5 protein-coding genes and 1 pseudogene are annotated in these 5,855 nt (G+C 51.9%); 2 read left to right on the top strand and 4 right to left on the bottom strand.

Going from position 1 to position 5,855, the window contains the following annotated elements; genetic code table 11:
• Window positions 1–418: 418 nt before the first annotated feature.
• Window positions 419–796, top strand: coding sequence for a RidA family protein (locus BM029_RS25355; RefSeq protein ID WP_092440807.1), 378 nt, complete (start codon window positions 419–421; stop codon window positions 794–796).
• Between the two features lie 297 nt (window positions 797–1,093).
• Here BM029_RS25355 and BM029_RS25350 read toward each other — a convergent pair whose 3' ends face one another.
• The 3 genes from BM029_RS25350 to BM029_RS25340 all read right to left on the bottom strand — a co-directional run bounded on the left by BM029_RS25350 (window position 1,094) and on the right by BM029_RS25340 (window position 4,837).
• Window positions 1,094–1,831, bottom strand: a complete 738-nt coding sequence (locus BM029_RS25350; protein ID WP_244545220.1) for a hypothetical protein — start codon at window positions 1,829–1,831, stop codon at window positions 1,094–1,096.
• A 301-nt stretch (window positions 1,832–2,132) separates the two neighbouring features.
• Window positions 2,133–4,346: an FAD-binding protein gene (locus BM029_RS25345; protein ID WP_092440806.1), complete on the bottom strand. Its 2,214-nt coding sequence runs from the start codon at window positions 4,344–4,346 to the stop codon at window positions 2,133–2,135.
• Between the two features lie 5 nt (window positions 4,347–4,351).
• On the bottom strand, window positions 4,352–4,837 hold the full coding sequence (locus BM029_RS25340) for a DUF805 domain-containing protein (RefSeq protein ID WP_139217349.1): 486 nt from the start codon (window positions 4,835–4,837) through the stop codon (window positions 4,352–4,354).
• A 171-nt stretch (window positions 4,838–5,008) separates the two neighbouring features.
• Between BM029_RS25340 and BM029_RS25335 the strand changes: the two genes are divergently transcribed.
• The gene (locus BM029_RS25335) at window positions 5,009–5,548 is read left to right on the top strand and encodes an FAD-dependent oxidoreductase (protein ID WP_092440802.1); all 540 of its coding nucleotides are present in this window, start codon (window positions 5,009–5,011) and stop codon (window positions 5,546–5,548) included.
• 10 nt (window positions 5,549–5,558) lie between these two features.
• Here BM029_RS25335 and BM029_RS25330 read toward each other — a convergent pair.
• Window positions 5,559–5,855 (bottom strand): annotated as a pseudogene (locus tag BM029_RS25330) (DDE transposase); the annotation flags it as partial.

Here is a 5,855-nt window from a genome sequence, read left to right as displayed (position 1 = left end):
CAGAATAAAGCGCTCTGGTGACTTTGATGGCGGTCGTTGAACACGTTATTGGTTGTGCCAACGAATTTTTACGTTTTTACACACTCTGGGCCAACTGCTGTCATTCGAGAATAACCTCCAAAGCTGACATTGCAATTCGGAAATATGAAAAATCAAATTAAAGGATAATTTCCTGCACTACCGGAAACATAGCCAATACCGTAAAGTGGTTCCAGTGTCCGAACCATCACTTTCGGTTTCCAAGATACGCGCTATTTTTAAGTATCAGGTTATTGGTTGCGAAAGTACTGCATGCGGAAACTATCAGCCAACGCGGGAAAATCTTGGCCAGACGGTTGGTTCTACCGAGACTACGAGTGGGCGTAAATATGCCGGTCCCACAGAGTCGATGAGTCCTTCTTCGTGAAAGGTACCGAAAATGACGATTGAGTTCTTTGAAGAGAGTAATGCAGGTACACGAACACTGCCGCGCTCGCTGGCGACGAAGGCCGGCGGTTTTGTGTTTGTGTCCGGCCAAGTAGCCAGGGATGAAAACGGCGACCTCATCGCTGGGGGAATCGAAGCTCAAACGCGCCAGACGATGAAAAATGTCGCTCACGCACTTGCATTGGCCGGTTGCACGCTCGAGGATGTGGTGAAGACCACGGTTTGGCTCGATGACGCACGCGATTTCGGTGAATTCAATCGCGTTTACAGCGAGTTCTTTCCTGGAAAGAGGCCGGCGCGCTCGACAATACAAGCAAAAAACATGGTCGACACCAAGATTGAGATTGAGGTCATTGCCTATAAGTCATGAGGTGAGCTGGCACAATGATGTCGTGCAAAAGTGGGGGAAGTCCATCCCATCAGTCGAGCGGATGGACATTAAACGCGTCGCCATATCAGCCATCTGTCCTCGCCTGCCGTTCACCAAGACGTCGAGCGTCCGCTTCCCAAAAGCCTGACCAGCCGCTTTGGGTCGAACTGAGCCTGTCGAGACCGGCCCAAGACGTCCATAGGAACCCGTTCATCAATGCGTCGAGCGCCACCCTTCGTTGAGTTACCGTTTGCGTTGGCTCGTGGTGTCAATGCGTGAATGTAGGAGGACATACATTCAGTAGTCATAGACGTGCTCAATTATCAAACCTTGGTCCGGCGCATGCAGCAAGAAACTCGAAAGCTCTGACACCGGTATCACAACACCAACTCGCTTGATTCCGGGTTTTGTCAATATAGGATGTTCGAATAGTGTTCGCGCATTTTTTGCATTTATTTCCCGCTCCTCTGGAGCCCAAGCCGTAACTAGAATGACTGAAGTATTACCGGCGATATCGACAACCGACACCCCTTGCGCAGCTAAATCGGTCACTGCAATTCGGAAATCAAAATAGCGAGGTAGGCTCATTAAGGCCCGTCCATCCGGCAAGGTGTGCAGAATTCGAATATTCAAACCGGGTGAGATAGTTGCCGGAGCATGGTTCACCTCGACTTCGGTAGTCATTAATGCAGGTTCGTATGCCGCTCCCGTAGCTTGTTTAATAAGCCAACCATAGGTGGCCTTGATGGCATATTCGGTGGTCAACGCATAGCGACGTTCCCATTTCCGAATCATGTCAGGTCCCCATGCGGGTGTCCTACTCCATAGGTCTGTTAGCTTGGACTTGAAGTCATACAAATACCAAGGCTCTTGACGAATAAATTTGACATAGTCTTGCGCAATTTCAGCACCATAGCGGTCTTCAGCTGTCAGGTGCCCTGATGACGTCGCCCAGCTCAAGCGGCCCAACGTATTCTCATAGGCCCATCGAAGTGAATACTCCACCGTCGTGCTGGACGCTAGCACGAGAATCATGACGTGATATCCGAGGTTGGCGGGGTAGTGAGCCCGAAGCTGCTCCCGCGTCACGCTCGCATAACTGGACCATAGCTGCCCAACATGGCCAATAAAAGGAAATCCATGTGCTGGGTTTCGCGAGACGTAGGCCGCGTATTCTGCCGGACTGTGTACCAGGAACCACTCTGGAAAAGTTAAGAATGTTTGCTCGACGCCACGACGTGCCTCGATTGGAATCGGGCTTTCTGAACTAACCGCGGTAAACGCAGAAGTACATAGTGCCAACAAGATGAACGCGCAAATTACGTATCGCTTCACACTAGACGGCCCCAACCCGTTGGAACGCCAAGAGTACATTATCAGAAGGGTCGCCGGTCTGAAGCAGTCTGGCGCCGGTATGCTTGAACCCCGCTGCCTCGATACGTTGAATCCACTCATCCACGCTAACAAAATGACGAAGTTCTGCCGCATTCACTGCCCACGGTTCACCAAGGCCGGCATTAAATACAACGTGTGCCAGCGACACAAACGCGTCCATTGCGCCATCGCGTACGTCATGGTCACGCACGATAAAGAAGCCACCAGGCCTGACGATTCTCGCGATGGAATCAAGAAAAGGCTTTACCTTTGCTGGGGTCATATGATGCAGCCCCACAAAGCAACTGACCAAATCAGCGGTGGACGATGGCAACGAAAGCGGGGCATAGTCGTCGAGAGCAACGAAGTTGCCTACTGGCGCCAGTTGTCCTCGCTCCACGATATCGACCGGCGAAAACCCGGCTGACCTATCGTGAACTAGCGTAACTGGACCGGTTACCTTGAGATATCGCTTCATCGCGCGGACGTAGCGACCAGTCGTACCAATTTCTACGTAGCCATCTAACCTCTTTTGTCCATCGAGTAGGGTGGCTGACTGGCGTCCCATTTCCTTCTTCTGGATGGCTAACGAAGGTAGTGCATAGGTAAACATCGACAGCGGCGGCGTAATACCTGGCAGCTCCATCTGGATGGTCCGATAAATCGATTCGTCGTCATGATGGAGTTTGATGGCTTCCTTGATAAGCGCATGCAAGCGGTCCTGCGGGAATAGATGAAAAATATTCTGCAAGAATGTGTAGAAGTGGTCAGCTTGCCGCGTATCGCCGTAGACTTTGTGAAATAGCGAATCGGTCATTGTCGGCGTCGCATCTACATCGGTGCCAGCGGGCGTAAAGTATTTATCCCAAAACGCTCCGCGCAGACGGTAACCGGGGTCTAGCTTCCGCTTCAATTGGAATAAAGCGTTAGCTTTTGGATAGGCGCGATGAAATTGGTCATGGGTGGCATGCAGTTGATACGGCAAATAGTAGGTGCCACCGCATGCAAGAACCGCATCAATGAGTTCGCGTGTCCACACTCCTACTTTTTCTCGTGCATTGTGGCGAGTGCGCTGTTTGTGATAAAGCACCAAAGCGAAGGTTTCTCCACGCGCCCATGCTAGCAGTGTATGCGGGTCATGCGAGGCATGACGAATGGAGATGTTGATGGTATTGACCTTGTGTCGGCGCAATACGGCAGCCATTTTCGGTACGAACTCACCGAGACGCTGAACGGGTACAAAATATTCCTGCAATACATAGGTTCGCCGCTCGCGGTCTATGGGTTCGAGCTCCGCCACATCGTAACCCGCCTCGTAGTTACGCCAATGAACTTTTGACTTCAGGTAAAGAAGCGGGTCAATCAGATATTCACGACGTAACTTGCCAAACGGTGTTTCGGTCACCGCCCATAAAAAATATTTTTCGAGCGGATATAGACGGCGCAGAGGTTGCAACCGCGCGGCGGTAGTCGCCGGCTTATCAGTCTCAAACCAGGTGACAGCGCGAGCGCGCGTGTAGTGCGGTGGATACAAGTCGGCATTGTGAAATACAGCCTTGGACCGACCCCGGACGTTCGCATCAAACCAGTTCGGGTAAGCCTCGGTAGCTAACTTGCGCCAATGCCGTTCAACACGGTTATTCGAAACTAAATCCAACTCTACTTCGGTAATAACGCCGATGCCGCCGTAACCGCCTATCGCAGCCTGGAATAGCTCGATGTTGTTCGATGGCGATGCTTCGATGACCTCGGCGTTCGCCAAGACAAGTAAAATGGAGCGCACAGACAGTACTACTGGCCCCAACCCCATATAGCGTCCATGCGCATTGACGGAAAGAGCGCCGCCGACGGTAAAATTGGCGTACGTCTGCATAATTTTGACCGCCAGACCGTGAGGGTCGATAAATTTCTGGATGTCGCACCAACGAATTCCTGCCTGAACACGGATTGACTTTGCTGTAGGGTCAAAATGAAGAACCCTATTCAATCTACGCAGGTCAAGATGCAAGCTGCCCGGGCTCGCTGTGTGACCTCCCATACTGAAGTGTCCGCCGCCGATAGATATCGGCAGACTCGTGTTCCTCAAAGCTGCCTGAACCTCCTCAGTACTTTGCGGTGTCGCGATGGCAAATACTTCGGTCGAATTGAGATGCGTGACGTCATTGACAGAGGGCATAGGTGTTAGTGAGCAATATTGACGGTTAAATACCCTTGACGCGAAAGAGGGTCCTTGCCATAACGGTTGGAACCCTCAGCTCCTTTACTGGTGAGCTGTACAAAGAGCCAGATTGGACCGAACACGGGAATGAGAAAGAAAAGTAGTGACCAACCAGATTTACCGATGTCATGCAGCCGCTGTGTCGAAATAGCACATGAGCACCATACAAATAAGGCTGCGAATAGTGTCGCGCCAGTCTCGCCTGCCACATACTTACCGAGCATGCCGAAAGCAGTACAGACTAGAATAAGCCCGATGAGCCGGTAAAACCAAGTAGCTCTGGCGACGCGACCATGCGCCAAGACGTAAGACATGACAAGATCCATATTCTTCCTATTCGGGCGTGCACAAAATTCAAGTGGCGAGAATTCAAAAATCAAATTTCTGATTGCCGCGAAATTTTTCCCCTCGAAAAAATACGAGAAGAACACGCGTACAAAAATTTCCACTCTACAATGTTGCTGACTATATAATAAGATTCAAGTCACGACAACAACTTCGGGGATAGCCTCAAATAGTCGGCCAGTGCTCGATGCTAATGTGTCGTTGCAGTTACAGGCCAAAAGCGGGCAACCTCAGGCGAGTGCGAAACGGCGTCAGAACCAGAAACCAAAAAACTAATGCATTCGTCCAGAAAACTCAGCATAGGCATCGTCGGCGCAGGAACCGCCGGCTTGGCGACCGCCATCGCATTTGCCCGCTTGGGTCACAATGTTCAGGTGTTTGAGAAGCATCCCGGCCTCGCGATGTTGGGTGCCGGTTTACTGATTCAACCCCAAGGCGTCGCGGCCCTCTTAGCGCTGGGAGTCGGACCCGAGTTCGCAGCCGGCAGCCTTCCAATTGAGCGGCTGTTAGGCAAGAATCACCGCAGCTGGACCCTGGTGGACATTCCTTATCGTTCGCATGAAGCCAGAGCAGTCAGCCGCTCTGCCTTAGCGCATCTATTGTTAAATGCGGCACTCTTGGCAGGAGTAACTATCCGTTTCGGCGCGCAAGTCGGGCAGGTTGAGACTGAGGGAACGCATGGGTTCGCCTGCGTCGACGGCGAGCGGATTGGTTTTGATTTGCTTGTTATCGCTGACGGCGCGGCGTCCGTTTTGTCCGCCCAAGCCGGGCTAGCTGTATCTGCTACTCAATATAAATGGGGTGCCCTGTGGTAATGCCGTTCAGTTAAGCAGGTTTTCGTAGAACGCGAGTAGCATAGCGCTGTGGTTTTGCCTTAACGGCCCGGTCGAATTTTCGATCGGGCCGTTCGTCATTGAGAAGGCTAACGAGCCTTTCACGGAGATGCTTCATCGAAGCGGGCAGCTTGCCGTAGGACCTGGTGACGGCGGCCCAGTGAAGCTCGAACTGGATCAAATGAAAGGCGCGGATGAAGCTTACTTGCGTGGGTTCACATTTGACCACCAATGCTGCCTTGGCAATCTCCAGGCGAATCATGTTGTAGGCGATCAGGGTGCCCCATAT

It is taken from the genome of Collimonas sp. OK607, assembly GCF_900111995.1.
GTDB lineage: Bacteria > Pseudomonadota > Gammaproteobacteria > Burkholderiales > Burkholderiaceae_D > Collimonas.
The sequence above is the reverse complement of the archived record's forward strand: the minus strand, read 5'-3'. Positions and strand labels throughout refer to the sequence as shown.

Excerpts from the sequence above, each read along its gene's own strand:
- BM029_RS25355 (WP_092440807.1), top strand. The coding sequence starts at position 419 with ATGACGATTGAGTTCTTTGAAGAGAGTAATGCAGGTACACGAACACTG.
- BM029_RS25350 (WP_244545220.1), bottom strand. The coding sequence starts at position 1,831 with ATGATTCTCGTGCTAGCGTCCAGCACGACGGTGGAGTATTCACTTCGA.
- BM029_RS25345 (WP_092440806.1), bottom strand. The coding sequence starts at position 4,346 with ATGCCCTCTGTCAATGACGTCACGCATCTCAATTCGACCGAAGTATTT.
- BM029_RS25335 (WP_092440802.1), top strand. The coding sequence starts at position 5,009 with ATGCATTCGTCCAGAAAACTCAGCATAGGCATCGTCGGCGCAGGAACC.